Raw genomic sequence first — 24,827 nt, 5'->3', positions numbered from 1 at the left:
AAAAATTGACAGATATCGCATCGACGCCTTATAATGAATACAAACAATTATATTAAGCATTTAACATAATCATTAAACACTTAAAAGGTGAGAAGGAGGGGGTTTTAAATGATCAAGATGATCTTGAATGCCGATGTCAAAAAGGGGAGGATAAACAAAAACATTTATGGGCACTTTGCCGAGCACCTTGGCAGGTGCATCTATGAAGGGTTCTGGGTAGGCAAGGATTCGCCCATTCCCAACACCGACGGCATACGTGATGATGTGGTTGAGGCCTTGAGGAAGGTGAAAGTGCCCGTGCTCCGATGGCCGGGAGGGTGTTTTGCCGATGAATACCACTGGCGGGACGGCATCGGTCCCTATGAGAGCCGGCCCAAGACCATCAATACCCACTGGGGTGGGGTGGTGGAGAATAACCACTTTGGAACTCATGAGTACTTCAGGCTGTGCGAGCTGCTGGGTGCAGATGCGTATATTACCGGCAACGTGGGGAGCGGCACCGTCAGGGAGCTACGTGAGTGGATTGAGTACATAACCTTTGACGGCGACTCTTCGCTGGCCAACTTAAGAAGGGCGAACGGCAGGGAAAAGCCCTGGAAACTGCCTTATGTTGGCATAGGGAACGAGAACTGGGGCTGTGGAGGGAACATGCGCCCCGAATACTATGCTGACCTGTTCCGCCAGTACGCCACTTATGTGCGCAATTTCAGCGGCAACAGGATATACAAGATTGCCTGCGGGCCCTCCGACGCTAACTATCACTGGACCGAGGTATTAATGAGGGAAGCTGGACGCTATATGGATGGCCTGAGCCTGCATTATTACACCGTGCCGGGGACGTGGCAGAAGAAGGGATCGGCTACCCAGTTTGACGAGCGCGAATGGTTTGTCACCTTGAAGAAGACGCTGATGATGGATGAGCTGATTACCAAGCATTCCACCATTATGGATCGGTATGACCCCGAAAAGCGGGTAGGGCTTATTGTGGATGAGTGGGGCACATGGTATGACGTGGAGCCGGGTACCAATCCGGGATTTTTGTATCAGCAAAATACCCTGCGGGACGCCCTGGTGGCAGGCATCAACCTCAACATATTCAACAACCATTGCGACAGGGTGCACATGGCCAACCTGGCTCAAACGGTAAACGTGCTGCAGGCCATGATTCTGACTGAGGGCGAAAAGATGATCGTTACTCCCACCTATCACGTATTTGATATGTACAAGGTCCATCAGGATGCTCAGCTGCTGTCTCTGGAGTTTACCAGCAGCCTGTACAGCTACGGAGACGAGGGCATTCCTCAGGTCAGCGCCTCTGCTTCCGAGGATGATCACGGCAAGATCCATATATCGCTGTGCAATCTGGATCCCAACACGGTAGCCGATATACGCTGTGAGCTGAGGGGAACTCGCAGGACTAGGGTCAGTGGAACCATATTGACATCCTCTGAGATGAATGCCCATAATACCTTTGATGAACCCAATGCTGTCAAGCCGGTGGCCTTTAGCGATGCGGCTCTGGTGGATAACGTGCTGGAGGTCAAGCTTCCATCCAAGTCTGTGGTAGTGCTGACTCTTGAATAGAAAGATGTAGCCTAAGGAAAAGTATTGCTCATAGCATGTTTTTGTAAATTAAGTATTCTCAAGAGGTGCAATGTCATGGAAAACGGCGAATGCAAGGGGTGCAGCGCTACCGTCAGGCTTTCACAGGAGGAGATAGAGAAGATATTTGGCGAAACGCTCAAGGTGAGGAACGTCAAGCTGGTAACCCAGGAGGAGTATCACGGCAGGCTTGAGATTTGTAGACAGTGTCAGTATTTGGAGTATGGCACCACTTGCAGGCTGTGCGGCTGCATAGTACAGATTAAAGCCAAGCTGGCCGGTGCGCGGTGCCCTTATCCCTATCAGCCCAGGTGGTGATGGCCTTGAGCAGCCCCTGAGGGGATTTCCACAGGGGCTGCTTTTTTTGCTTTCTTTTTGTTCTGCGGTGTTTTCCATATATAAGAGGGAGCGGGTGAGATGGTGAAAGGTCATATGGTTTAATGTGCCATACGGCCAATTCAATGCGGCGATGAAGGGGTTTTACTGGTCGATCTTTTATGAGGCTTAAAATGCAGGATGTGCAGCCAGGTGTTTCAAGTAAGGCCGGCGATGCAATTTGATTGTTATGGCCTGTCCAACATGTTCCACTAATTGTGGCTTAAGCGGTTTCTACAAATATGAAAAACGCAGTTTTAAAAATTGCAAAATTTTGAATAGTGCATGGATTGAATGTATCAGTCACACTTGACTTTTATATTGCATAATTCTATAATAATCCTTGTTATTCTAGCGTTGGGAGGATTGAAGGAAGTGGGAGTGATAGTTGCAAAATTCGGGGGGACGTCCCTTGCAAATGCCCAGCAATTTCGAAAGGTGCAGAATATAGTATTGAGCGATCCGCGGAGGCGATATGTGGTTGTGTCGGCGCCTGGAAAATGCCACAGCGGAGATACCAAAGTAACCGACCTTTTATATGCCTGCCATAAAAAGGCTAGTCAGGGTCAGGAATTCGGGGACGTATTTGAGGTTATAGCGCAGCGTTACATGGATATAATCAAGGGGCTAAACCTCGATCTGGATTTTGAGCCGTTGCTGAGGGATATCAAGGAGAGGATTGCAGCTGGAGCTTCTGCTGACTATGTTGCAAGCCGCGGCGAGTATTTGAACGGTCTTATCCTGGCAGAGCTGCTGGGATATGACTTTATCGATGCCGCAGAGATAATATTCTTTGATCAAAATGGCGTATTTGACAGCGAACGCACTAACGAGGCTGTAGCTAGACGCCTCAGTCACCATGAGCGGGCTGTCATCCCCGGGTTTTACGGTTCGATGCCAAACGGCGAGATAAAGACCTTTCCCCGTGGAGGCTCTGACATCAGCGGTGCTATAATAGCGCGGGGTGTAAATGCCGAGGTATACGAAAACTGGACCGACGTTTCGGGATTTTTGATGGCCGACCCGCGCATAGTGGAAAATCCTAAACCCATTCGCAAGATCACCTATCGTGAGCTGCGAGAGCTGGCCTATATGGGAGCCAGCGTGCTTCACGAGGATTCGATATTTCCGGTCAAAAAGGCCGGCATCCCGGTACACATAAAGAACACCAATGCTCCCGATGAGCCGGGAACGATAATAGTAAACGAGGCTGAGCCGGTTACGTGCACAGGGGGTATAACGGGGGTAGCCGGACGAAAAGGGTTTACGGTGATCGCCATCGAGAAGACGCTGATGCACGTGGAGCTGGGGTTTGGGCGGCGCCTACTTTCCATCCTGGAAGCCAACGGTATTTCCTTTGAACACATGCCGTCGGGCATAGATACCATATCCGTGGTGATTGCCGATTCCCAGCTGGATGGCAAGCTTGAAAAGGTGATTGAGGAGATCAAAGCACAGCTCAACCCCGATTCGGTAGAAGTTCACTCCAACATGGCGCTAATTGCTACCGTAGGCCGCGGTATGGCTCGTACCCCCGGCATAGCGGCAAAGCTGTTTACGGCGCTGGGCAACGAGGGCATAAACGTTCGGATGATTGACCAGGGGTCCAGCGAGATCAACATAATCGTAGGGGTTGAGAATGAGGACATGGAAAGGGCGGTCAGGGCCATCTACTACGCTTTTGTGGATAGTTGCAAATGAAAAGTTGCAGCCAGGCCTTTACAAACGACCATATTTTGATTATAATACTTGCAAACGGGAATTTGGAACAGCAAGCTGTACGGATGATATATCTTGAAGCCAAACGTGATGAAGGGGAGAAGTAGGTACCTTTGATGGCACAGCGAGTTGGGGATGGTGCGAGCCCAACCCACAACAGAGGTACTGAATATCACCCCGGAACGGCCGGCCGAAAAGTATTGCCATGAGGCGGCACATGAGTAGGCTAGGACGGAGCCCTACCGTTAGAGAGGGAGCATATAGGGGAGCCCCTGTATGTGTAAGAGAGGGTGCACGCATACCGTGCGCCAAATCAGGTGGTACCGCGGAAGCCAAGCCTTTCGTCCTGATGATGGATGAAAGGCTTTTATTTTTAAGCAAAAATCTTCTTATATCCTCTGTGTTTTCAAGCGGAACTGGGCGTAAATTTTCTAAACGTGAGGAAGTTGTGCTTTGTGACCCAAGAAGTATTTGGGTTAAAGCTGGACTTTATGAAAATGCTGTATTAAAAGCGTGTGAATTCTGAATGCGAGACTATATTGAGCTGATGGAGGGGACGGTATGTATCAGAAGGTTTCAACCAGCCTGGATTTTGCACAAAGAGAACAGAAAATACTGGAATTCTGGAAGCAGAACCGCATATTTGAAAAGAGCATAAAGCTCCGTGAAGGAGGGCCTACCTTTACGTTTTATGATGGGCCTCCTACTGCAAATGGTAAACCTCACATAGGGCACATATTGACCCGCGTGATAAAGGATATCATCCCCCGGTATAAGACCATGAAGGGGTATAAGGTGCTGCGCAAGGCAGGATGGGATACCCATGGCTTGCCGGTGGAGCTTGAGGTGGAGAAGGAGCTGGGTATAAATGGCAAGCCCGAGATCGAGAAGTACGGTATTGAGCCGTTTATCAACAGATGCAAGCAGAGCGTGTGGAAATACAAGCAGGAATGGGAGAGGATGAGCGAAAGGGTTGCCTTCTGGGCCGATATGGAGAACCCTTATGTCACTTATTACAATGAATACATCGAGTCGGTGTGGTGGGCCCTTAAAAAGATATGGGAGAAAGGGCTGCTGTACAAGGGGCACAAGGTGGTACCCTATTGTCCGCGCTGCGGCACTTCGCTGTCCAGCCATGAAGTAGCCCAGGGTTACAAGGAGGTCAAAGACCCATCCATTTACGTAAAATTTAAGGTGAAGGGTCAGGATAACGCTTTCCTCATGGCATGGACAACCACTCCGTGGACGCTTCCATCCAACGTGGCGCTCACCGTCAATGGCAACGAAACCTATGTTAAGGTCAAGTGCGCAGATGAGATATACATCCTGGCCGAGGCGCTGGCTCCCACTGTGCTCAAAGAGGAGTATGAAGTGCTGGAGCGCATGAAGGGTATAGATCTGGTGGGCATGGAATACGAGCCGCTGTTTGACTTCGTCAAGGTGGACAAAAAGGCCTATTACGTCGTAGCCGACGATTTCGTAACGCTGACTGAAGGTACCGGTATCGTGCATACCGCTCCTGCTTTCGGCGAAGATGATGCCAAGGTGGGTAAGCAGTACGACCTGCCTTTTGTTCAGCTGGTGGACTCTGAAGGCAAGTTTGTGGATGCCGTCAAACCGTGGAAGGGAATGTTTGTCAAGGACGCCGATCCGGAAATAATAAAGCACCTGGAGCAGAGAAACCTGGTATACGCCGTGATGGAGTATGAGCACTCCTATCCTTTCTGCTGGCGGTGTGATACCCCTCTGCTGTACTATGCTAGGGACACCTGGTTTATCAAGATGACGGCAGTAAAGGAGCAGCTGCTCAAGAACAACCGCCAGATTAACTGGTTGCCAGAGCACATAAGGGATGGCCGGTTCGGCAATTTCCTGGAGAACGTGGTTGACTGGGGTTTGAGCCGCGAGCGATACTGGGGTACCCCGCTGCCCATATGGGAGTGTGAGTGCGGTTACCGCCATGTGGTGGGCAGCATAGCCGAGCTTAAGGAGATGGGCAAGGATGTACCTGATGATATTGAGCTTCACAAGCCATATATTGACCGCGTGTTCTTGAAGTGTCCTGTGTGCGGCAATGACAGGATGAAGAGGGTGCCTGAGGTCATAGACTGCTGGTTTGATTCGGGGTCTATGCCCTTTGCCCAGTGGCATTATCCTTTTGAGAACCAGGAACTTTTCAAGGAAAACTTCCCTGCCGACTTCATAAGCGAAGCCGTTGACCAGACTCGAGGGTGGTTTTATACCCTGCTGGCCATTTCTACGCTGCTGTTCGACCAGCCGCCATATAAGAACGTGATAGTGCTTGGCCTGGTGCTGGATAAGGACGGGCAGAAGATGAGCAAGCACAAGGGCAATGTGGTGGATCCGTGGGTGGTGCTTGATCGCCAGGGGGCCGATGCGGTACGATGGTACTTCTATATAAGCAGCGCGCCGTGGCTGCCCAGCCGCTTCTCGGAGGAAGCCGTAAGCGAGGCCCAAAGGAAGTTTATGGGTACCCTGTGGAACACTTACGCATTCTTTGTGCTGTACGCTAACATTGACCAGTTTGATCCCACCAAGTATGCTCTGGAGTATGATAAGCTGTCAGTGATGGACAGATGGATACTGTCCAGGCTGCACTCGCTCATAGCCGTGGTGGACGGCAACTTGAACAACTACCGCATCACCGAGGCCGCAAGGGCCATACAGGATTTTGTGGATGACCTGAGCAACTGGTATGTCAGGAGGAGCCGTGAGCGCTTCTGGCAAAAAGGTATGCCGCAGGACAAGATAAATGCGTATATGACTTTGTACACTGTGTTGGTAGAGCTGGCTAAATTGGCGGCGCCTTTTGTGCCCTTCATTACAGAGGAGATATATTGCAACCTGGTAAAGAGCGTGCGAAGCGACGCTCCCGAGAGCGTGCACCTGTGCGATTACCCGCAGTCTGACCCCAAATGGATCGACAAAGAACTGGAGCAGAACATGGACATGGTGCTCAAGCTGGTGAGCCTGGGGCGTGCCTGCCGCAACGCAGCCAACATAAAGATACGCCAGCCGCTTAAGGCGCTCTATGCAAAGCTGAACTGTGATCTGCCCGAGAGCTTTATCGAGCTGGTCAAGGATGAGCTCAACGTCAAAGAAGTGGTATTAACCGATGATATCGATAGGTTCACTGTTGTGACCATCAAGCCTCAGCTTAAGACCGTGGGGCCCAAATACGGTAGGCTGGTGCCCAAGATTTCAGAGGCGTTAAAGGCGGTGGATGGCAAGAAGGCGCTGGAGGACTTCGAGAACGGCAGGCCGCTTGTGCTGACGGTGGACGGCACGACGGTGGAACTCACCAGGGATGACGTGCTGATCGAGACAGGGCACATGGAGGGCTTCGTGGTGGAGAGCGAGCACGATATAACGGTGGCTCTTGACACCAACCTTACGCCCGAGCTGATTGAAGAAGGGTTTGTACGCGAGATCGTCAGCAAGGTGCAGAATATGAGAAAGGAAGCCGGGTTTGAGGTAACCGACAGGATTGCCCTGTATTATCGCGACAACGACAGGATTGCCGGAATAATTGAGCGCAACAAGGAGGCAATAGCCGAGGAGGTCCTGGCTCAGGAGATACTCGAAGGAAGCGCCGAGGGGTACACCAAGGAATGGAACATAAACGATGAAAGGGTAACGTTTACTGTTGTGAAGAAGTAGGGGAGATTTAAAAGGATGGGGTTTTTACCCCATCCTTTTTTGACTCGTTGTTTTTGGTACTGCATTGTGGAAGGCGTATATAGAGATAAAAATGTGATTGACAGAGAATTCATAATCTGCTATGGTCATAGTTAAGGTTTCAGGCCACACAATTAAAGCAGTGTAATACTGATGAAGTATACGAGGCCGGTGTTTTATTATGTTGAAAAAAATTGCCAACACCCTAAAAAAGCGATCTAAAGAGTTGAAAAAAGAGGTTGCGGCGCTCTACCTTGCATGTAAGAGAAAAGATGTTCCTGGTATGTAAAGGCTGTTGTCACAGCTGTGGTTGCCTATGCTTTAAGCCCTGTTGACCTTATTCCAGACTTTATCCCTGTGTTGGGCTACTTAGACGATCTTATAATATTGCCTTTAAGCATACTGCTGGCGATAAAGCTTATACCAGCTGAAATTATGGCTGAGTGCCGAAGTCAAGCCGGTGACTTATTTAAAGATGAAAAAGTTTTAAAGGAGGGAGGAGATTAGCATGAAGTGGATAGACATAACCCTGCCCATGGAGGAAGGTCGCCCTAGTTGGCCGGGCGATACCCCGTTTACCCGTCGTGTAACTCGCGAGATAGGCAAAGGTTCCAATGCCAATGTATCTACCATTGAATGCAGTGTCCATTTTGGAACTCATCTGGATGCTCCCTATCATTTCATACCCGATGGCAAAAAGGTTGATGAGTTGGATTTGAATCTGCTCATTGGGCCCTGTCAGGTGGTGGAGGTACCAGCAAGGGGCGTATATGTAGACCTTGAAGCCCTTAAAAAGCTTGTGGTGCCGGGAGTCAAGAGGCTGCTCATCAAGACCACCAACTCGCGAATAATCAATGACAGGGAGTTTCACAGGGATTATGTTGGACTGTCGGCAGAGGCAGGTCAGTGGCTGCTCGAGCAGGGCGTAAGGCTCCTCGGCCTGGACTATTTCTCGATAGGCGCCTACGGCGATACAAAGGACATACATACCGTATTTCTGGGGCGCAATGACACAGTAGCCCTTGAAGGAATCGACCTGTCTGGCGTGCAGCCAGGAATGTACTATTTGATATGCCTGCCCATGAAGATTGCAGGGGCGGACGGAGCGCCTGTGAGGGCGGTACTGGGCGTTGAGGATTGATCTTTTATAAGGGATTTGTGATAGGATGCGTTTTGGCGTTTGACAAATACTATGCTTTTGTGGTTCGTGGTGCTGGGCAAAACCTGATTTCTTATGCGGGGTGTATGCCGGCATATATTTTGCCGTATTGTGCCTGTGTGATCCTATAAAATTCCTTTTAACCATTTTTAGGAAATCCAAAGTACGAATTATAAAGGGATGAATTTATATAATTGTTGGTAAGCATGGGCAAATAATTCAAACGACTTCCATAAAGAATACTATGAAAAGGGAATGCTATAAAAAATAAAAAAGTTCACAGGAAACATCTATAAAAAGTTTTTAAACAGCGCTATATGAGTATCGAAGAACGCCATACGATAAAAGTAATTGAAAGTATCTGCATACTAAAAGGAGTAGCAGCAGTTATGAAAGAGTACTTTGTGGATTTGCATGTCCATATCGGAAGGTCTTCGGATGGGAAAGTAGTCAAGCGCGGTACCGCCAATGACCTGACCTTTGCAAATATCGCATATGAGGCTCGCTACCGCAAGGGTATAAATGTCATAGGAGTGGTGGACTGTGTCTCACCCTGGATTATAAAAGATATAGAATACCTCCTCAAAAAAGGCGAGCTGGAGGAACTGCCTGAGGGAGGCATGATATACCGGGATGACCTGGTCATACTTCTGGGCTCTGAGATTGAAACCCGGGAAAAAGGGGGCTGCCATGCCCATTCTGTGGTGTTTTTTCCCTACTTTTCGCAGGTCAAGGAGTTTTCGCACATAATGGAGGACTACATGCCCAATCTGGCAGAGAATTCCACTATGAGCAGGCTTTCGGGGCAGCAGCTTTTCCATATAGCGGATTCGCTGGGCGGGTTTTATATGCCGGCCCATGCCTTTACGCCCCACAAGAGCTTTTACGGCAACTGCACTCATAGCCTGCACACTGTTTTTGATGAGGACTCCTTTGCCAAAATTCCTGCCATAGAGCTGGGGCTCAGCGCCGATACCTACATGGCCAGTTTGCTTTCTGAGCTGGACGGGAAGGCCTTTACCAGTAATTCGGATGCCCATTCGCTGATCAAGATGGGCAGGGAGTACAACGTCATGAGGCTTGCTGCTTTGAACTATGAGGAGGTGTTGAAGGCGCTAAAAGGGCAGGACGGCAGAGGAATTGTAGCAAATTACGGCCTTGACCCCAAGCTGGGGAAGTACCACAGGACCTTTTGCCTGCAGTGCAAGGAGATTACCGATCTACCGCCGCCCGTGCTCAAGTGCCCCAATGACCCTGGGCATAGAGTAGTGGTGGGCGTCCGAGACCGAATAGAGGTTATCAAGGATCGCGATGACAGCCCGACTGATATGAAGGAGCAGTTTGCTAAAAGAGCCTCAAGTGCCAAACGTCCACCCTATCATTATCAGGTGCCTCTTAATTTTTTGCCCGGGGTGGGGCCAAAGACCATAGACAGGCTTCTTGATGCCTTTGGTACCGAGATGAACATCCTGCACAGGGTTGAGCCGGAGGACCTGGCCAAGGTGGTCCCACAGTCCATTGTGGACCTGATAGTAAAAGGGCGCGAGGGACGCCTGGCCATAGCTCATGGAGGCGGGGGTATATATGGAAAGGTTTTGGACTGATCTTGCGTTAGGTTTTTTGTATTAAAGGGGAGTGCTCTATGATATATATTGTGACCGCTTTACCATGTGAGGCCAGCCCCATTGTTAAAAGATATGATTTAAAGCGGGATGACGCCTGCAGGCATTTTCCCCTTTACCGGGGCGATGACATGTTCCTCATAGTGAGCGGTGTGGGCAAGATGGCTTCAGCAATAGCTACCGCTTACCTGATTGCTCAAAACGTAAAGCGTGACGAAGCTGGAGGGGAGGAAGGCCTGGCCATTATCAATATAGGGGTGTGCGGTACGCTCAATCAGCGATATCCAATCGGAACTCCGCTGCTCATTCACAAGGTCATAGACCATGAGACCGGGAAGCAATATTTCCCTGATATTCTAATAGAACACCCTTTTGAAGAGGGAAGCATTGAGACGTATAACGATGTGGTAAGGCGGGAGGACGTTTTAAGCGGACGAGTGGAGCTGCAGGCTGATTTGGTGGACATGGAAGCATCGGGCTTTTTCCAGGCCGCAGCCCGCTTTTTGGCCCCGCACCAGATATATGTCATAAAGGTGGTGGGGGATTACCTGGATGTGGTGGATTTTGACAGGCAGCGGGTTGCTCAATGTATATCGGGGGCCCTGGATGCGGTAGATGGGTTTATAAAACAGGTCGAAGGGTTATGCAGGGTGGAAGGAGATGTGCTAACCCAGGATGAGCGCCTGCAGCTGGAAAGAGTTAAAGAAAGCCTGCGCCTTACTGTGACGCAGAGCCATCAGTTGATGGACATGGCCAGGAGGTATAAGCTCAGGACCGGCAGGCCGCTCCCTGACTTTTCGGAGTTTGCTCAAACCAGGGTCAAGGTCAAGGCTGAGGGGAGGAAGGCGCTTGAGAGAATCAGAAGGCTGCTCCTTTATGAGTAAATTTTCCCACATATATATAGAGGAACGAGCTGCAGCTTATCCTGTGGCACAGCACGTGTTGAGCCGTTTTCCCGGATCTATAAGGGTGATGATACGGCACTACAAGGATGTGTTCAACAGGCCCCATCAGGACTTCCGATGTCAAAAGGCTTCCACAAAGCTGATCCTAGCTGTGAAGCGAGAGCCTTTTCTGTATCCTGGCCCCGAAGTGTGTGAGGATTTTGGCAACCCGAACTTTTACTACACATCGCCCGTTTTGAACTGCGTCTATGACTGCGATTACTGCTATTTGCAGGGGCTTTACCCTTCAGCCAATATTGTAATTTTCGTAAACATAGAGGAATTTTTCAAGGCCGTGGACAGACAGCTTGAGAGCGGGCCTTTGTACCTTTGCCCCTCTTATGACACCGACCTGCTGGCTCTGGAAGGGATAGTTCCCTATGCCTCCCGCTGGATAGAGTTTGCGGGCATCAGGCAGGGCCTGCGCATCGAGCTGAGAACCAGGAGTGCCAACTACAGCGCCATTGCCGGTTTGACCCCGGTAGAACAGGTGATACTGGCATGGTCGCTGTCGCCTCATGAGGTTGTGCGGCGCTATGAGAGGCTGGCTCCTCCCCTTAAGGCCAGGCTGACGGCCATAAAGGCTGCCCTGCAGGACGGATGGCAGGTGAGGCTGTGCTTTGAACCATTGATTAAGATACACAACTGGCAGCAGGTATATCGTGAGTTTTTGGATGAGGTTTTCAGCATAATCCCGGCGGAAAGGGTTTTTGATGCCAACATAGGGGTTTTTCGCATGAGCAAGGAGCAGTTCAAGAGGATCAGCAGACTGAGGAGCGATACCGATATATTTGCTTTTCCCATGGTATGCCGTGAGGGAGGGGTTGTGACGTATGAGGATGAAAAGGAGCTAAGGGACTTTTTTTACCAGAACCTTAATAGGTATTTGCCAGAGGAAAAGATATATGGATGAGAGATGTATGTGTAATGTAGCACGTATAGCACAGGCTATTCAGCGAGCATTCTGCAAATTAAGTTTGCTGCAAAATCAAATTTAAATGTTTGCTGTAGCAGGAATTTCGACTGTTTGTGAAGAATGTCATATTATTGTAAAAAGTCATATTTAGCCTCCAAAAAGCAAATACCAAAAATTCAGAAAGGAGAGTGGGTCAGCTATGCCCGTTACGGTTAAAGAGGTCAATTACGGGGAGTTTGGCAAATGTGTTGAGATTTCCAATGGAACGGTTGATCTGTTGGTCACGGTCGATGTGGGGCCTAGGATCATAAGGTTTGGCTTTGTAGGCAGAGAGAATGAGCTGTGCGAGGCACCCCAGGCTTCACAGCCGGTGATGGAGCCCGTAGGAGGGGTATGGAAGATAAAGGGTGGGCACAGGCTGTGGCACAGCCCCGAGAACAACCCCCGTACCTATGTACCCGACGACCAGCCTGTGGAGTGGCAAGAGGTTGAAAACGGCATAAAGGTCAAGCAGAAGGTGGAGCCATGGGTGCAGATCGAGAAGGAGATGGAGATCACTCTGGCATCCTGCTGCGACAGGGTACGGATAGTCCATCGCCTGACAAACAGGAATGCATGGCCTGTGGAGTTTGCCGCATGGGCCTTGACCGTCATGGCACCCGGTGGCAAGGAGGTTGTACCCCAACCTCAGAGGGATACCGGCCTTCTGGGCAATCGTGTGCTTGCGCTGTGGCCGTATTCCAAAATGAACGACCACAGGGTGTACTGGGGAGACAAGTATATCGTGCTGCAGCAGGACCCCAATACCAGGCATCCCTTCAAGTTTGGTATAAACAATGAAGATGGATGGGCGGCCTATTTCAATCACGGCAATCTGTTTATCAAGCGGTTTGTGCATCAGATGGGCAGAAAGTATCCCGATTTCGGGGTTTCGTACGAGACCTACACCACCGATTTCATGCTTGAGATGGAGACGCTTTCGCCCATGACCCTTGTCGAGCCCGGAGATACGCTGTCCCATGTGGAGGAATGGGAGCTCATCGGCGATGTGGAGATGCCTTCTAACGACGAACGCGAAATCGATGAAGTGGTAAAGAAATACATAGTGTGCTGCTGCAGCTGCTGCGAATAAGCCATGGGATTGTCTGTTAAATGAGCGGGTTTGCTCTCTACAATAAGCCCGCTTTCTCTTTTTTGGTGTCTAAAAAATTTTGTTTGAATTTTTGACAGGTGTGTGTTATTCTATTCGAGTGAAGTTTACAAATTTTGAACTGGTATGGAGGTGGTAGAATGGACGCCGGCCCTAGTAATTTGCCTAAAAGTATAAATGAAATAGGGTATAGAGGGGGTGGTGCGTTCTACTGCCTCTGTTTTCCATTTAATAAAAATTTAAACATGTTTTGGCATTGAAAGCTTTTTACAATTGTCTGAGCCATACATTGCCTAATAAGGCTATATGGTTTTGAAAGTAATAGGGATAATAAGTTTATGAAGCTGGTTTGTAAATGGAAAACACGGGGCAGTAGATGAGGTAGAGATAGTGCGGTGTTTTGATGCAAACGGATTTCTCGACTCTATTATGCTTTCAAAATCATATAGCGCAAAGGAGGTAATGGTATGGCTATCGATGACATCAAGCAGCTGCTGGAGGAAAAGAGATATGCTGAGCTGAAAGAAAAGATAAAGGATATGCAGATACAGGACATAGCAGAGATTGTCGATGAGCTTGATACCAAAAACGCCATTATTCTGTTCAGGTTGCTGCCCAAAGAGATAGCGACTGATGTCTTCTCGTATCTCTCTTCCGAACGGCAGAGCGAAATATCCATGATGATAGATGAAAACGAGCTTAACGAAATTGTAAGCGACCTGTTCTTTGACGATAAGATCGACTTCCTGGAAGAGATGCCGGCCAACGTTGTCAAGAGAATATTGAGAAATACCTCTGAGGCCGAGCGCAAGTTGATCAACCAGTTTTTGCAGTATCCGGAATATTCGGCTGGCAGCCTGATGACCATTGAGTTTGTTGACCTCAAAAAGGAGATGACGGTGGCTGAAGCCCTGGAGAAAATTCGCAGGGTTGGCCGGGACAGGGAGATAGTTTATACATGTTATGTGACCGACGCCTGGCGCAAGCTGGAAGGCATCGTCTCTTTAAAAGACCTGGTTTTGGCTTCGCCCGATACCAAGGTCGAGGATATAATGAAGAAGGATGTCATATATGTTGATACCTATGATGACCAGGAAGAGGTTGCTGATGTGTTCAAAAAATATGACCTTCTGGCTGTGCCGGTAGTGGACCAGGAGAAAAGGCTTGTGGGTATAATAACCATAGATGATATCGTCGACGTCATTGAAGAGGAAAATACCGAGGATATTCAGCGCATGGCTGCCATTCAGCCCACCGAAGAGGAGTACCTGGATGCCACTCCTTTTATGATTGCAAGGAAAAGGCTATTATGGTTGCTCATATTGATGATATCGGCTACCGTAAGCGGATATATCATACGGAAGTATCAAGTTGCTCTTGAAGCGGTAGTGGCTTTGGCGGCTTTTATACCCATGCTTATGGATACCGCCGGGAATGCCGGTTCGCAGGCCTCGGTTACGGTGATACGAAGCCTTGTATTGGGAGAATTGAAGTTTGGTGATATATTAAAGGTCATATTGAAGGAAGCTCAGGTAGGAGTGCTGGCTGGTGTGGCGCTGGCTTTGGTTAACTTCATCAGGGTGTATTTTGTTGAAGGCTATGGTTTTGGCATTGCAATTACCATATCCCTCAGTTTAATATTTACGGTTATAATTGCTAAAATTATTGGTGGGACGCTGCCGATGATTGCTAAAAGGATTGGACTTGACCCCGCTATTATGGCCAGCCCGCTGATTACCACCATTGCCGATGCCATTTCGCTGACCATATATTTTTCATTGGCGGTTTGGATACTGCATATTACGATGTAAAGTTGATACGCTCGTTAGTTAATATGTTATTCTATGCATATTGATAGGAATATGAACCAGCGTGTGTACCAGTTATAAAAAGTTTTTTACTCTGTCAAGAATTTGATGGGGTAAAAGGCTTTTTTATTTTTATTGTAATGGTTTCAATATATAAAAATTTAATTAGACTCTTGAATTTTGATATTGCTGTTGATATAATAATTGGTAACGATACCGGTAAGGTTACCGGTAATGTTAACGGAATTATGTTTGATGAAGGGAGAGAAAGGGGATGTATTTGATGAAAAAAGGAAGGGGTTTTGTTGCTTTTCTATTAGTATTGGTGATGGTGTGTGGAGTTCTATCTGCATGTACTTCAGAAGAGGCAGAGAATAATCAACAGCCCTCACAGTCCAACAATAATGAGAAGGTTGATGAGATTTACTTTTTGAATTTTAAGCCAGAAATAGCAGATGTCTATAACAAGATTGCGGCTGACTATGAGGCTGAAACGGGTATTAAGGTCAAAGTTGTGACGGCAGCGAGTGGTACATATGAGCAAACGCTGAAATCTGAGATAGCCAAATCAGAACCTCCTACCATATTCCAAATAAATGGGCCAATTGGTTATCAAACATGGAAAGAATATTGCCTTGATCTGAAGGATACAAAGCTATATAGCTTTTTGAGCGATCCAAACCTTGCAATAACATCCAATGGCGGTGTATACGGTATACCATACGTAGTTGAAGGATACGGAATAATATACAACAATGCTATTATGGAAAAATATTTTGCTTTATCGAATCGAGCTACTGACTTTAAGTCAATGGATGAGATAAATAATTTTGAAAAACTAAAGGCTCTAGTAGAAGATATGCAAGCTCATAAGGATGAGTTGGGAATTGAAGGGGTGTTTGCTTCTACATCTTTAGCACCTGGAGAAGCCTGGAGATGGGAGACTCATCTCGCCAATATACCTTTCTATTATGAATTTAAAGATAAGCAAAATTATGATAATCCAATTTTGGCAGGCTTGGCATCAAATGAGATTGCTTTTAAATATAGTGAAAACTACAAGAAAATTTTTGATTTGTATATAAATAATTCGTGTACTGAAAAGGCTATGTTAGGTACGAAGACTGTAAATGATTCCATGGCTGAGTTTGCTCTTGGGAAGGTAGCTATGGTTCAAAATGGTAACTGGGCATGGGCACAGATTAAAGGTGTGGAGGGCAATGTAGTTGATGAGAAAGACATCAAATTTCTGCCAATTTATATTGATGTTGAAGGAGAAGAATCCCAGGGATTGTGCATAGGTACGGAGAATTATCTTGCCATCAATAGCAAAGTTTCTGAGGCCAAGCAAAAAGCTTCCATTGAGTTTATTGAGTGGTTGTTTAGCAGTGAAAAGGGTAAGGATTATGTGGTCAACGAATTAGGATTTATAGCACCATTTAATACATTTGAGGAAGATGAAAAGCCCAAGGATCCGTTAGCAAGAGAAGTTTTAAATTGGATGGAAAAGGATGGAGTAAGTAGTGTTCCATGGGTGTTTGCTGTATTCCCAAGCCAGAATTTCAAAAATACTTTTGCCGATGCATTGCTAGAGTATGTTCAAGGAAATAAATCGTGGGATGAGGTTACAAAAACCGTAATCGAGTCTTGGAAGGTCGAAAAAGCTAAGGGAGAATGAAAAATAAAAATGGTGAGTCAAGCAATATATTTGACTCACCATTTTTAGCTAATTCTTAAGCGGGAGAGATGTATATGCATAATAGGCATATGTCAAGATATTTTTTTGTATTCGTCTTTCCAACTTTGCTCGCGTTCTTGTTATCGTTTGTTATACCTTTTATATTGGGAATCGTATTATCGTTTACTGATTTTACCTCCATCATTGACGCAAAATGGGTAGGCATTAGTAATTATATAGAGGCTTTTTCAAATAAGGACTTTCTTAATGCCCTGCGGTTTACGGTAAAAATTGCAATTGTAACAGTTATTACAGTTAATTTCTTTGCAATGTGCCTTGCTTTGTTGTTGACTAGAAAAATAAGAGGGACCAATGTTTTTAGAGCAATCTTTTTTATGCCCAATTTGATCGGGGGTATTGTATTAGGTTATATATGGCAACTGATCATAAATGGAGTGTTGTATAAATTTGGCGTTACCTTGACATATAAACCTGAATATGGATTTTGGGGATTGGTTATATTGATGAATTGGCAAATGATTGGCTATATGATGGTAATTTATATAGCGGCAATCCAAAGTATACCTAATACTTTAATAGAAGCCGCCAAGATTGACGGTGCAAGCCCATTTCAGATTTTGACAAGGATCAAACTTCCGATTATTATGCCGTCCATTACTATATGTCTGTTTTTGACTATGGCGAATTCTTTCAAGAATTTTGATTCTAACTTGGCTTTAACAGCGGGTGCACCTTCTAGAAAAACGGCTATGCTTGCCTTAGATATATACAATACATTTTACAACACTTTAAATGGTGAAGGTGTAGGCCAAGCAAAGGCAGTTGTATTTTTTATCATAGTAGCTGTAATAGCATTCTTGCAGCTAAAATTAACCCGCAGAAAGGAAGTTGATAATGTATGAAGGATAATAAAGGCAACGCCCTGTTATTCATATTGCTGTTTATATTATCTGTATTATATTTGATCCCGATTCTAATCGTCTTTATAAACTCGTTTAAAGGAAGGCTGTATATAAGCGATCAGCCATTTGCATTGCCAAATGCAGAAACCTTTTACGGATTAAAGAATTATACTATTGGGCTTGCCAAAACAGGCTTTTTTAAGGCAGCGTTTTGGTCATTCTTCATTACCGTGTTATCTGTTGGTGTCATTGTAATCTGTACCTCTATGACAGGTTGGTTTATAACAAGGGTAAGAAATAGGGTAAATAACTTTCTGTATTATGCTTTTGTATTTTCGATGATAGTGCCTTTTCAGATGGTGATGTACACTATGACAAAAATAGCAAATATGTTAAATCTTGATAATCCAGTGGGTATAGCTGTTATTTATTTAGGATTTGGAGCCGGTCAATCGGTGTTTTTGTTTAGTGGTTTTGTGAAATCAATTCCTGTTGAGCTTGAAGAGGCGGCAATGATCGACGGGTGTAACCCTGTGAAAACTTTCTTCTGGGTGGTTTTTCCGGTTCTTAAACCTATTGCGATTACTGTAGCGATTTTAAATGCAATGTGGATATGGAACGATTATTTGCTCCCTTATCTTGTCATAGGAGCAGAGTATAAAACTATACCCATAGCAATTCAGTACTTGAAAACTGGATATGGTGGAATTGATATGGGAGCGATGATGGCAATGTTGGTTTTGGCTATTATTCCTATTATCGTATTTTATTTAGCATGTCAGAGGTATATTATAGAGGGAGTTATTGCGGGTGCGGTAAAAGGGTGATTATACTATAATTGATAGATAATAACTTGCAATAAAGTGACAAATAAGGAGGAGAATGATATATAGAGATGCCGTTATTGACGATTAAAGATATAGCGAGAAAATGTGGTGTTAGCGTAACAACTGTTTCCAGAGCTATCAATAATCATCCAGATATTAATGAAAAGACAAAAGAACGTATTATGCAGGTGATAAAGGAGTATAATTATATACCTAATAACAGTGCAAGAAATTTAAAGCGCATTGAATCGAATACAATAGCCGTGCTTATAAAGGGAATTACCAATCAGTTTTTTAATAAAATGTTAAAAGTTTTCGAAGCTGAAATTGAAAAGAATAAGTATGACTTTTTGTTACATCCTGTGGAGGAAGATGAAAACGAAATTGACGTAGCAATTTCATTAGAAAAAGAGAAGAAACTGAAAGGAATTATCTTCTTGGGAGGGTATTTTTCCCATTCTGTTGATAAATTGAAATATTTAAATGTACCATTTGTGTTAAGCACTGGTGGCTTTTCTGAAGAAGTGGAATCGGATAAGTATTCCTACGTAATGGTTGATGATTTTAAGGAGAGCTATAAGATAGTTGATTATCTGTGTAAATTGGGGCATAGAAGGATAGCCATCATATCTGTTCCTGAAAGTTCACAAAATATTGGGAAAACGAGACTCTATGGGTACAAAAAGGCGCTACAAGATAATAATATTCCTTTTGATCCAGCGTTGGTTAGATATAAAGACGTTGAAGATAGGGACTTTTTTTCGATGAGGTATGGCTATGAGGTCGCCAAAGAGTTACTTCAATCGAATGTCAATTTTTCTGCAATATTTGCTATATCTGATACTATAGCCGTTGGCGCCTGTAAAGCGATATTTGATTCGGGGGGAAAAGTGCCAGAAGATTATTCTGTGGCTGGATATGATGGTATCGACATTGCCCACTATTATAATCCTTCTATAACCACAATACGTCAACCTGTAGAAGAAATCGCTCGAGAATCTATACGAATTCTTTTTGAGAAACTTAACAACAATAAAAAAATAGAAAAACACAAAATATTCGATGGTGAATTAATTGTCGGACAGTCAACAATACCTTATAACAAAAAGAGTTGATATATTCTGCAAGACTATGGAAACCATGGAGGAAAATTTTTTATATGCATATAAAAGTAATCATGTAGCGCCTCATTGTAGGTCAATAGCAATATACCATAAAATTTTTCGGGAGGGGAATGAAGCAAATGCTGGACAAGATTGAAACATATAGAGTAACAGGAAACATGGTAGCACTGGAAACTAAAAACGTTAATGTGTACATCGAAATATTTGACGAGGGAATAATAAACATTGACGTTGCATTTGGTTCTAAGGATCCATACAGCCAGGCAGTGGTCATAAAAAATAAAGATATTGCATTTGACGTAAGCGAAAAGGACGACTGTATGTGCATTTCCACTGGTTTATTGCGTTTAAAAGTGCATAAAGACAACTGCAATATGGAAATAGAAGGTAGGTATGGGCTAAAACTTGATGATATAGAATTGACCTTGGAAGAAAGCAAGCGGTCATGTGCTATAAAGATAAGGGAAGATGAGTGTTTTTATGGTTTAGGAGAAAAGACGGGGTTCTTGAACAAGAGGGGCGCAAAATACACAATGTGGAATACCGATTGCTATGAACCCCATACCGAGAGCACTGATCCACTATATGCCAGTTTTCCCTTTTTCATCGGATTCAATCGATATGGATGTTACGGTATATATTTTGACAATACGTTTAGGACCTACTTTGATATGGGGAAAAGCGATAGCAGTAAAGTCGAATTTGGGGCTGAAAAGGGACCGTTGAGTTTCTTCTTTATTTATGGCCAAACCATGAAAGATATAATAAAGGGATATACCGATATTACAGGTCGAATAGACCTGCCACCTATATGGGCTTTGGGATATCACCAAAGCAAGTACAGCTATTATCCTCAGAGTGAGGTTGAACAGCTGGCTAAGACTTTTAGGGAGAAGGGCATTCCCTGCGATGCAATATATTTGGATATACATTACATGGATGGGTACAGAGTATTTACTTTTGACAAAGAAAGGTTCCCTGATGTAAAAGCAATGTTAAAACGGCTTAAAGAGATGGGATTTAAAATGGTAACTATTATAGACCCAGGTGTTAAGGTAGACGGAAATTATAGTGTGTTCAAAGAAGGCCTTGAAAACCGCTATTTTGTTACAGACAGTAATGGTTTGCCTTTTGTGGGTAGGGTTTGGCCAGGGCCTTCATGCTTTCCTGACTTTTCGAGGAGCGATGTGAGGAAATGGTGGGCAGAGAAACACAGAGAATTTATTGAAATGGGAATAGACGGAATATGGAATGACATGAATGAGCCAGCGGTTATGGATACACCTTCTAAAACTATGCCCGAGGATATGATACACTTAAACGATGGCCAGCCAATCACACACGCACAGTTTCACAATGTTTATGCGCTGAATATGGCTATGGCGACTAAGGATGCGATGTTGAGGTTTAGACCCAATCAACGGCCTTTTATATTGACAAGGGCGGCTTTTTCGGGTATACAGAGATACGCGGCTGTGTGGACAGGGGACAACAGGAGTCACTGGGATCACGTCAAGCTTTCCATTCCAATGCTTTTAAACATGGGGCTTTCGGGAGAGCCGTTCTGCGGAGCCGATATAGGAGGTTTTGAAGATGATTGTAGTGAAGAACTTTTTATAAGATGGATTCAGGTAGGCGTATTCTATCCGTTTTGTAGGAATCACAATGCGCTGGGAAAGAGGGAACAGGAGCCATGGGCGTTTGGAGAACGAGCACAAAAAATCGCTACGCAATTTATAAAGTTGCGCTATAAGCTGTTGCCGTATATCTACAATTTGTTTTATGAATCACACAAAAACGGCATGCCCGTACTGAGACCTCTTGTTTTGGAATATCCGGGTGATGAGAAAACTTATTTCATGTTTGACGAGTTTATGCTGGGAGATAGCATACTTGGAGCTCCCATATATGAACCCGGCAAAACGATAAGGGCAGTATATTTGCCAGAAGGTAACTGGATAGACTGGTGGACGGGAAAAGAATATGAAGGTGGCAAATACTATCTCGTTGAAGCGCCATTGGATAAAATGCCGCTTTTTGTTAAAGCGGGAGCAATAATACCCATGGCTGAACCGGTAAGCTGCACTGCCGATGGCATAAAAGTAAAATTCCATGTTTTCCCGGGAGTTGCGCAGGCGGAATATGTTTATTATGAAGATGATATGATTACGGAAAATTATAAGAATGGAAAGTACAATTTATATAGAATAAAGTATCGGAAGGATATGGATACAGTGAAAATAGAGATGGAGAAGTTGTATTATGAATACCCTGAAGGGCAAAAGGGATTCAGAGTAGTATTTGAAGGAGGAGAAGGTATCGAGAAAATCCTGGTAAACGGTCAGCAGGTAAACCCGCATGTAATAGATGAAACTGCTGTAGCAATATATGTGGAGCCATAGAAAAACAAATGCGCTTTTGTATGAAATTTTGCCACAATCTTGTTGTAAGATGGGGAAATGGACTTTCATTTGATTTTTAATGGATTTATTGAGGTTATCGGGGTTAAAATGTTGGGTGCTAGGCCTGGACAATTACATGTATAAATGTTATTATATTACCATAATAAAAATTAAATATCAAACGGGGAGCTGAAGCAATTCGGCTGAGAGGGAGTTGTATGACTCCGACCCGATGAACCTGATCTGGGTAATGCCAGCGTAGGGAACGAATTGTGGAAGGGGACTACGTGCCCTATTGTTTGGCATGTAGTCTTTTTTCTCCCCGGAAAAAGGGAGGAGAGGATAGTATGAAGAGGACGAACACCAGGATGCTGGTGGAAGCCGGAGTTATGATAGCTCTGGCGCAGGTGCTTAGCTATGTAAAGGTTTATGAATTACCGCAAGGTGGGTCGGTTACGGCAGGATCCATGGTTCCAATACTCTTTTTTGCGGTAAGATGGGGTGCCCGAGGGGGCATACTTGCCGGGATGGCATATGGCTTGCTTCAGTTTATTCTGGGCGAAAAATACAGCTATCATATAATATCGATATTGTTCGATTATATCATAGCGTTTGGCTGCCTCGGTTTGGCTGGTTTGTTCAGGCAAAAGGGCATGGCTGGGGTTATGGCCGGGGTATTCTTGGGTATACTGGGGCGCTTCATATGCCATGTGATATCGGGTGTAACGGTCTTTGCAAGTTACGCTCCTGAGGGACAAAGCCCATGGGTATACTCCATACTCTACAACGGCTCTTACCTGCTTCCAGAGCTTATAATCTCAATGGTGATTGTAGGGTTGCTGTACAGGTCCCTCGAATTCCAACTGCACATGGATAATAGATCCTCTTCTAATTATTCAGCTTAATGTGCAAAGTAAAAAACTCAGGAGGAAACTCCTTTAATCATTTATACACAAAAGTTTGGAATCTTCGGTTATTACAATCCTTTGAATGCGATGCTTGTAAAATAAAAAGTCCAGGTATTTTGCCTGGACTTTACTCGTTAAATGGTACCTTGTTCTTTTCTGCGAATCTCTTGAGCACATCGACGATCCACTGGAAATCGTCCTTTATAATGCCCTTTTCGATGATATATGGTGCATCTTCGCCCTGAACGTGAACTTCTATCCTTTCAACGGGCTTGGAGAAGAATAGTATTTTCTTTATGCCGGTGGTGCGTTGAAACTTGATTATCTTGCTGGCATGGAATCTTTTCCAGTGTTTGCCGCCTGCAAGTAATGAAAGCTCTCCCAGATCCGCATTAAACTCCTTGACATACTGGGCCCCCATACTACCCATTCCTCCTTATACGTTTTTACTCCCGTTGAAGTAAAACGCTGAGGAATACGGTATAATAGATATGCAAATACGCTTTCTGGATATGATACAGCGGCAAACGGGATGCTATATTAATTATAGCATACTACTAAAACCGAGAAAAGGGGTAAGGATTGTCATACGTTTAGAATTTAACGATACATTTTTGTGACAATGTGCTAAAATATGGTTATGCTGTACTTTGCGAAATCAATACGGGGAGGCATTTTTCTATGAACAGCACTATCAGAGACATAACTCTGGCAGATGAAGGCCAGAGACGAATCGACTGGGTCAGGCGCTACATGCCATTGCTCAACCAACTGGAGAAGGAATTTGAGGCGACAAAACCTTTTAAGGGTAAGAAGATTGCGGTGTCGGTACATCTAGAGGCCAAAACGGCTTATCTGTGCCTCGTTTTGGCAGCCGGAGGTGCTGAAGTTGCTGTCACCGGCAGCAACCCTTTATCTACGCAGGATGCCGTGGCGGCGGCGCTGGTAAAAGCCGGGCTTACAGTTCATGCATGGCACGGCGCCACCGAAGAGGAGTATAAAGAGCATTTGAGCAGGACGCTGGATATAAGGCCCGACATCATCATCGATGATGGGGGAGACCTGGTGGCTATGCTGCATTCTTCGCGCCAGGAACTGTGTGACAGGATAATAGGCGGCTGCGAGGAGACCACCACCGGCGTCCTCAGGCTGCGGGCCAGGGAACGGGAAGGCAAGCTTAAGTTTCCCATGATCGCCGTAAATGATGCCTACTGTAAACACCTCTTCGACAACCGGTATGGCACGGGACAGTCGGTATGGGATGGTATCATGCGCACCACAAACCTCATCATCGCGGGCAAGAACGTGGTGGTGGCAGGGTATGGCTGGTGCGGAAAAGGGGTGGCCATGAAGGCCAGGGGCCTTGGTGCAAACGTGATCATAACCGAGGTGGACCCGATAAAAGCCTTGGAGGCTGCCATGGATGGCTTCAGGGTGATGACCATGCTTGAGGCTGCCGAGATTGGCGATGTATTCATAACCACCACCGGTTGCACCAAGGTCATAAGGCGAGAGCACTTTGAAAGGATGAAGGATGGGGTACTGCTAGCCAATGCGGGGCACTTTGACGTTGAAATATGCAAACCTGATCTGGAGGCCCTGGCGGTGGAAAAGCGCATGATGCGCCATAATGTTGAGGGCTACGTGATGAAGGATGGAAGGGTGCTGAATCTCCTGGCCCAGGGAAGGCTGGTGAACCTGGCCTCGGGTGACGGGCACCCTGCCGAAATCATGGATATGAGCTTTGCGCTGCAGGCCCTTTCGGTGCAGTATCTGATTGAGAACGGGGACAAGCTCGAACCAAAAGTATACAGCGTTCCACGGTTTATCGATTACAGGGTGGCACGGATGAAACTCCAGGCCATGGGCATCAACATCGATTCCCTGACCCCAGAGCAGGAACGCTATCTTATGTCTTATTGAGTTTACATGGAAATGCTGTGCCGGGACAAGCGTTTTTGAAGGATAAAA

At 45.7% G+C, this 24,827-nt stretch carries 20 protein-coding genes, 1 riboswitch and 1 other annotated feature; of the genes, 19 read left to right on the top strand and 1 reads right to left on the bottom strand.

The window, feature by feature from the left end:
• Positions 1-108 precede the first annotated feature (108 nt).
• The 18 genes from BM241_RS05685 to thiT all read left to right on the top strand — a co-directional run bounded on the left by BM241_RS05685 (position 109) and on the right by thiT (position 22,853).
• Entirely contained in the window at positions 109-1,584 is a 1,476-nt protein-coding gene (locus BM241_RS05685; protein WP_092282247.1) for an alpha-N-arabinofuranosidase, read from the top strand.
• 75 nt (positions 1,585-1,659) lie between these two features.
• Positions 1,660-1,920, top strand: coding sequence for a DUF6171 family protein (locus BM241_RS05680; protein ID WP_025747964.1), 261 nt, complete (start codon positions 1,660-1,662; stop codon positions 1,918-1,920).
• Between the two features lie 432 nt (positions 1,921-2,352).
• Entirely contained in the window at positions 2,353-3,678 is a 1,326-nt protein-coding gene (locus tag BM241_RS05675) for an aspartate kinase (protein ID WP_242948275.1), read from the top strand.
• Positions 3,675-3,803: a hypothetical protein gene (locus BM241_RS12945; protein ID WP_278292257.1), complete on the top strand. Its 129-nt coding sequence runs from the start codon at positions 3,675-3,677 to the stop codon at positions 3,801-3,803. The genes BM241_RS05675 and BM241_RS12945 overlap by 4 nt, the downstream gene beginning before the upstream one ends.
• Positions 3,778-4,048 (top strand) — a binding site (T-box leader). Its footprint overlaps the gene before it by 26 nt.
• Positions 4,049-4,257: 209 nt before the next feature.
• The gene (gene ileS, locus BM241_RS05665) at positions 4,258-7,377 is read left to right on the top strand and encodes an isoleucine--tRNA ligase (RefSeq protein ID WP_092282244.1); all 3,120 of its coding nucleotides are present in this window, start codon (positions 4,258-4,260) and stop codon (positions 7,375-7,377) included.
• Between the two features lie 324 nt (positions 7,378-7,701).
• On the top strand, positions 7,702-7,902 hold the full coding sequence (locus BM241_RS12995) for a YkvA family protein (RefSeq protein ID WP_340147906.1): 201 nt from the start codon (positions 7,702-7,704) through the stop codon (positions 7,900-7,902).
• Between the two features lies 1 nt (position 7,903).
• The gene (locus tag BM241_RS05655) at positions 7,904-8,536 is read left to right on the top strand and encodes a cyclase family protein (protein ID WP_025747959.1); all 633 of its coding nucleotides are present in this window, start codon (positions 7,904-7,906) and stop codon (positions 8,534-8,536) included.
• Between the two features lie 407 nt (positions 8,537-8,943).
• Complete coding sequence (locus tag BM241_RS05650) at positions 8,944-10,158, top strand: endonuclease Q family protein (RefSeq protein ID WP_092282243.1); 1,215 nt, start codon at positions 8,944-8,946, stop codon at positions 10,156-10,158.
• Positions 10,159-10,196: 38 nt separating this feature from the next.
• Entirely contained in the window at positions 10,197-11,060 is an 864-nt protein-coding gene (locus BM241_RS05645; RefSeq protein ID WP_092282242.1) for a 5'-methylthioadenosine/S-adenosylhomocysteine nucleosidase family protein, read from the top strand.
• Positions 11,053-12,033, top strand: a complete 981-nt coding sequence (locus tag BM241_RS05640) for an SPL family radical SAM protein (protein ID WP_092282241.1) — start codon at positions 11,053-11,055, stop codon at positions 12,031-12,033. The genes BM241_RS05645 and BM241_RS05640 overlap by 8 nt, the downstream gene beginning before the upstream one ends.
• Positions 12,034-12,235: 202 nt before the next feature.
• A complete protein-coding gene (locus BM241_RS05635) occupies positions 12,236-13,168 on the top strand; it encodes a hypothetical protein (RefSeq protein WP_092282240.1) in 933 nt (310 codons plus the stop codon).
• 485 nt (positions 13,169-13,653) lie between these two features.
• Positions 13,654-14,997: a magnesium transporter gene (gene mgtE, locus BM241_RS05630; protein WP_092282239.1), complete on the top strand. Its 1,344-nt coding sequence runs from the start codon at positions 13,654-13,656 to the stop codon at positions 14,995-14,997.
• 280 nt (positions 14,998-15,277) lie between these two features.
• Entirely contained in the window at positions 15,278-16,672 is a 1,395-nt protein-coding gene (locus BM241_RS05625; protein ID WP_025747953.1) for an ABC transporter substrate-binding protein, read from the top strand.
• A gap of 74 nt (positions 16,673-16,746) precedes the next feature.
• Positions 16,747-17,595 (top strand): carbohydrate ABC transporter permease, encoded by an 849-nt coding sequence (locus BM241_RS05620; protein WP_025747952.1) that lies wholly within the window; start codon positions 16,747-16,749, stop codon positions 17,593-17,595.
• Entirely contained in the window at positions 17,592-18,422 is an 831-nt protein-coding gene (locus BM241_RS05615; RefSeq protein ID WP_025747951.1) for a carbohydrate ABC transporter permease, read from the top strand. The genes BM241_RS05620 and BM241_RS05615 overlap by 4 nt, the downstream gene beginning before the upstream one ends.
• A 68-nt stretch (positions 18,423-18,490) precedes the next feature.
• A complete protein-coding gene (locus BM241_RS05610; protein ID WP_025747950.1) occupies positions 18,491-19,537 on the top strand; it encodes a LacI family DNA-binding transcriptional regulator in 1,047 nt (348 codons plus the stop codon).
• A 119-nt stretch (positions 19,538-19,656) separates the two neighbouring features.
• The gene (locus BM241_RS05605) at positions 19,657-21,948 is read left to right on the top strand and encodes a glycoside hydrolase family 31 protein (RefSeq protein ID WP_092282238.1); all 2,292 of its coding nucleotides are present in this window, start codon (positions 19,657-19,659) and stop codon (positions 21,946-21,948) included.
• Positions 21,949-22,120: 172 nt separating this feature from the next.
• A riboswitch (TPP riboswitch) is annotated at positions 22,121-22,230 on the top strand.
• A 65-nt stretch (positions 22,231-22,295) separates the two neighbouring features.
• A complete protein-coding gene (gene thiT, locus BM241_RS05600) occupies positions 22,296-22,853 on the top strand; it encodes an energy-coupled thiamine transporter ThiT (protein ID WP_025747948.1) in 558 nt (185 codons plus the stop codon).
• Between the two features lie 130 nt (positions 22,854-22,983).
• On the opposite strand, the gene BM241_RS05595 is transcribed toward thiT, so the two are convergent.
• Positions 22,984-23,277 carry a hypothetical protein gene (locus tag BM241_RS05595; protein ID WP_025747947.1) on the bottom strand — a complete coding sequence of 98 codons (294 nt, stop codon included), beginning with the start codon at positions 23,275-23,277 and terminating at the stop codon, positions 22,984-22,986.
• 260 nt (positions 23,278-23,537) lie between these two features.
• On the opposite strand from BM241_RS05595, the gene BM241_RS05590 reads away from it, so the two are divergent.
• Positions 23,538-24,779: an adenosylhomocysteinase gene (locus BM241_RS05590; protein WP_025747946.1), complete on the top strand. Its 1,242-nt coding sequence runs from the start codon at positions 23,538-23,540 to the stop codon at positions 24,777-24,779.
• Positions 24,780-24,827 lie beyond the last annotated feature (48 nt).

Origin of the sequence: Caldicoprobacter faecalis (assembly GCF_900115765.1) — a bacterium.
In the GTDB taxonomy this organism is placed as follows: Bacteria; Bacillota; Clostridia; order Caldicoprobacterales; family Caldicoprobacteraceae; genus Caldicoprobacter; species Caldicoprobacter oshimai.
The sequence above is the reverse complement of the archived record's forward strand: the minus strand, read 5'-3'. Positions and strand labels throughout refer to the sequence as shown.

What these genes read in the sequence shown, in the direction of transcription:
- BM241_RS05685 (WP_092282247.1), top strand. Translation starts at nt 109, where the DNA reads ATGATCAAGATGATCTTGAATGCCGATGTCAAAAAGGGGAGGATAAAC.
- BM241_RS05680 (WP_025747964.1), top strand. Translation starts at nt 1,660, where the DNA reads ATGGAAAACGGCGAATGCAAGGGGTGCAGCGCTACCGTCAGGCTTTCA.
- BM241_RS12945 (WP_278292257.1), top strand. Translation starts at nt 3,675, where the DNA reads ATGAAAAGTTGCAGCCAGGCCTTTACAAACGACCATATTTTGATTATA.
- ileS (WP_092282244.1), top strand. Translation starts at nt 4,258, where the DNA reads ATGTATCAGAAGGTTTCAACCAGCCTGGATTTTGCACAAAGAGAACAG.
- BM241_RS05655 (WP_025747959.1), top strand. Translation starts at nt 7,904, where the DNA reads ATGAAGTGGATAGACATAACCCTGCCCATGGAGGAAGGTCGCCCTAGT.
- BM241_RS05650 (WP_092282243.1), top strand. Translation starts at nt 8,944, where the DNA reads ATGAAAGAGTACTTTGTGGATTTGCATGTCCATATCGGAAGGTCTTCG.
- BM241_RS05645 (WP_092282242.1), top strand. Translation starts at nt 10,197, where the DNA reads ATGATATATATTGTGACCGCTTTACCATGTGAGGCCAGCCCCATTGTT.
- BM241_RS05640 (WP_092282241.1), top strand. Translation starts at nt 11,053, where the DNA reads ATGAGTAAATTTTCCCACATATATATAGAGGAACGAGCTGCAGCTTAT.
- BM241_RS05635 (WP_092282240.1), top strand. Translation starts at nt 12,236, where the DNA reads ATGCCCGTTACGGTTAAAGAGGTCAATTACGGGGAGTTTGGCAAATGT.
- mgtE (WP_092282239.1), top strand. Translation starts at nt 13,654, where the DNA reads ATGGCTATCGATGACATCAAGCAGCTGCTGGAGGAAAAGAGATATGCT.
- BM241_RS05625 (WP_025747953.1), top strand. Translation starts at nt 15,278, where the DNA reads ATGAAAAAAGGAAGGGGTTTTGTTGCTTTTCTATTAGTATTGGTGATG.
- BM241_RS05620 (WP_025747952.1), top strand. Translation starts at nt 16,747, where the DNA reads ATGCATAATAGGCATATGTCAAGATATTTTTTTGTATTCGTCTTTCCA.
- BM241_RS05615 (WP_025747951.1), top strand. Translation starts at nt 17,592, where the DNA reads ATGAAGGATAATAAAGGCAACGCCCTGTTATTCATATTGCTGTTTATA.
- BM241_RS05610 (WP_025747950.1), top strand. Translation starts at nt 18,491, where the DNA reads ATGCCGTTATTGACGATTAAAGATATAGCGAGAAAATGTGGTGTTAGC.
- BM241_RS05605 (WP_092282238.1), top strand. Translation starts at nt 19,657, where the DNA reads ATGAAGCAAATGCTGGACAAGATTGAAACATATAGAGTAACAGGAAAC.
- thiT (WP_025747948.1), top strand. Translation starts at nt 22,296, where the DNA reads ATGAAGAGGACGAACACCAGGATGCTGGTGGAAGCCGGAGTTATGATA.
- BM241_RS05595 (WP_025747947.1), bottom strand. Translation starts at nt 23,277, where the DNA reads ATGGGGGCCCAGTATGTCAAGGAGTTTAATGCGGATCTGGGAGAGCTT.
- BM241_RS05590 (WP_025747946.1), top strand. Translation starts at nt 23,538, where the DNA reads ATGAACAGCACTATCAGAGACATAACTCTGGCAGATGAAGGCCAGAGA.